Origin of the sequence: Pseudomonas sp. Irchel 3E19 (assembly GCF_900187585.1) — a bacterium.
GTDB classification, from domain to species: domain Bacteria; phylum Pseudomonadota; class Gammaproteobacteria; order Pseudomonadales; family Pseudomonadaceae; genus Aquipseudomonas; species Aquipseudomonas baetica.
In genome coordinates, this window is sequence record NZ_FYDT01000096.1 from 2501 (window position 1) to 5666 (window position 3166).

At 51.8% G+C, this 3166-nt stretch carries 2 rRNA genes (1 of these 2 only partly in view); both read left to right on the plus strand.

The annotated features are described in order from the left end of the window. Window positions 1–2868 (plus strand): 23S ribosomal RNA (locus CKW18_RS29430) (it extends 26 nt beyond the left edge of the window). 152 nt (window positions 2869–3020) lie between these two features. Next, a 5S ribosomal RNA gene (gene rrf / locus CKW18_RS29435) occupies window positions 3021–3136 on the plus strand. The last annotated feature ends 30 nt before the right edge of the window (window positions 3137–3166 follow it).

The following is a 3166-nucleotide window of genomic DNA, read 5'->3' on the forward strand; positions in this document are numbered from 1 at the left end:
GATGCCTTGGCAGTCAGAGGCGATGAAAGACGTGGTAGCCTGCGAAAAGCTTCGGGGAGTCGGCAAACAGACTTTGATCCGGAGATGTCTGAATGGGGGAACCCAGCCATCATAAGATGGTTATCTTGTACTGAATACATAGGTGCAAGAGGCGAACCAGGGGAACTGAAACATCTAAGTACCCTGAGGAAAAGAAATCAACCGAGATTCCCTTAGTAGTGGCGAGCGAACGGGGACTAGCCCTTAAGTGGCTTTGAGATTAGCGGAACGCTCTGGAAAGTGCGGCCATAGTGGGTGATAGCCCTGTACGCGAAAATCTCTTAGTCATGAAATCGAGTAGGACGGAGCACGAGAAACTTTGTCTGAATATGGGGGGACCATCCTCCAAGGCTAAATACTACTGACTGACCGATAGTGAACTAGTACCGTGAGGGAAAGGCGAAAAGAACCCCGGAGAGGGGAGTGAAATAGATCCTGAAACCGTATGCGTACAAGCAGTGGGAGCCCACTTTGTTGGGTGACTGCGTACCTTTTGTATAATGGGTCAGCGACTTATTTTCAGTGGCGAGCTTAACCGAATAGGGGAGGCGTAGCGAAAGCGAGTCTTAATAGGGCGTCTAGTCGCTGGGAATAGACCCGAAACCGGGCGATCTATCCATGGGCAGGTTGAAGGTTGGGTAACACTAACTGGAGGACCGAACCGACTACCGTTGAAAAGTTAGCGGATGACCTGTGGATCGGAGTGAAAGGCTAATCAAGCTCGGAGATAGCTGGTTCTCCTCGAAAGCTATTTAGGTAGCGCCTCATGTATCACTGTAGGGGGTAGAGCACTGTTTCGGCTAGGGGGTCATCCCGACTTACCAAACCGATGCAAACTCCGAATACCTACAAGTGCCGAGCATGGGAGACACACGGCGGGTGCTAACGTCCGTCGTGAAAAGGGAAACAACCCAGACCGTCAGCTAAGGTCCCAAAGTTATGGTTAAGTGGGAAACGATGTGGGAAGGCTTAGACAGCTAGGAGGTTGGCTTAGAAGCAGCCACCCTTTAAAGAAAGCGTAATAGCTCACTAGTCGAGTCGGCCTGCGCGGAAGATGTAACGGGGCTCAAACCATACACCGAAGCTACGGGTATCATCTTCGGATGATGCGGTAGAGGAGCGTTCTGTAAGCCTGTGAAGGTGAGTTGAGAAGCTTGCTGGAGGTATCAGAAGTGCGAATGCTGACATGAGTAACGACAATGGGTGTGAAAAACACCCACGCCGAAAGACCAAGGTTTCCTGCGCAACGTTAATCGACGCAGGGTTAGTCGGTCCCTAAGGCGAGGCTGAAAAGCGTAGTCGATGGAAAACAGGTTAATATTCCTGTACTTCTGGTTATTGCGATGGAGGGACGGAGAAGGCTAGGCCAGCTTGGCGTTGGTTGTCCAAGTTTAAGGTGGTAGGCTGAGATCTTAGGTAAATCCGGGATCTTAAGGCCGAGAGCTGATGACGAGTGTTCTTTTAGAACACGAAGTGGTTGATGCCATGCTTCCAAGAAAAGCTTCTAAGCTTCAGGTAACCAGGAACCGTACCCCAAACCGACACAGGTGGTTGGGTAGAGAATACCAAGGCGCTTGAGAGAACTCGGGTGAAGGAACTAGGCAAAATGGCACCGTAACTTCGGGAGAAGGTGCGCCGGTGAGGGTGAAGGACTTGCTCCGTAAGCTCATGCCGGTCGAAGATACCAGGCCGCTGCGACTGTTTATTAAAAACACAGCACTCTGCAAACACGAAAGTGGACGTATAGGGTGTGACGCCTGCCCGGTGCCGGAAGGTTAATTGATGGGGTTAGCTAACGCGAAGCTCTTGATCGAAGCCCCGGTAAACGGCGGCCGTAACTATAACGGTCCTAAGGTAGCGAAATTCCTTGTCGGGTAAGTTCCGACCTGCACGAATGGCGTAACGATGGCGGCGCTGTCTCCACCCGAGACTCAGTGAAATTGAAATCGCTGTGAAGATGCAGTGTATCCGCGGCTAGACGGAAAGACCCCGTGAACCTTTACTATAGCTTTGCACTGGACTTTGAATTTGCTTGTGTAGGATAGGTGGGAGGCTTTGAAGCGTGGACGCCAGTTCGCGTGGAGCCATCCTTGAAATACCACCCTGGCAACTTTGAGGTTCTAACTCAGGTCCGTTATCCGGATCGAGGACAGTGTATGGTGGGTAGTTTGACTGGGGCGGTCTCCTCCTAAAGAGTAACGGAGGAGTACGAAGGTGCGCTCAGACCGGTCGGAAATCGGTCGTAGAGTATAAAGGCAAAAGCGCGCTTGACTGCGAGACAGACACGTCGAGCAGGTACGAAAGTAGGTCTTAGTGATCCGGTGGTTCTGTATGGAAGGGCCATCGCTCAACGGATAAAAGGTACTCCGGGGATAACAGGCTGATACCGCCCAAGAGTTCATATCGACGGCGGTGTTTGGCACCTCGATGTCGGCTCATCACATCCTGGGGCTGAAGCCGGTCCCAAGGGTATGGCTGTTCGCCATTTAAAGTGGTACGCGAGCTGGGTTTAGAACGTCGTGAGACAGTTCGGTCCCTATCTGCCGTGGACGTTTGAGATTTGAGAGGGGCTGCTCCTAGTACGAGAGGACCGGAGTGGACGAACCTCTGGTGTTCCGGTTGTCACGCCAGTGGCATTGCCGGGTAGCTATGTTCGGGAAAGATAACCGCTGAAAGCATCTAAGCGGGAAACTTGCCTCAAGATGAGATCTCACTGGAACCTTGAGTTCCCTGAAGGGCCGTCGAAGACTACGACGTTGATAGGTTGGGTGTGTAAGCGCTGTGAGGCGTTGAGCTAACCAATACTAATTGCCCGTGAGGCTTGACCATATAACACCCAAGCAATTTGCGTCGAAGAGACCAGATTGCGGTGTGTGAAGACGAAACGAACCGAAAGTTCGATGTTCACAAAACACCGACAGCTGTCACATACCCAATTTGCTGAAGCGAGGCCATCAGGTCGCGACTCAGTACCCGAATTTCTTGACGACCATAGAGCGTTGGAACCACCTGATCCCATCCCGAACTCAGCAGTGAAACGATGCATCGCCGATGGTAGTGTGGGGTTTCCCCATGTGAGAGTAGGTCATCGTCAAGATTAAATTCCGAAACCCCAATTGCGAAAGCA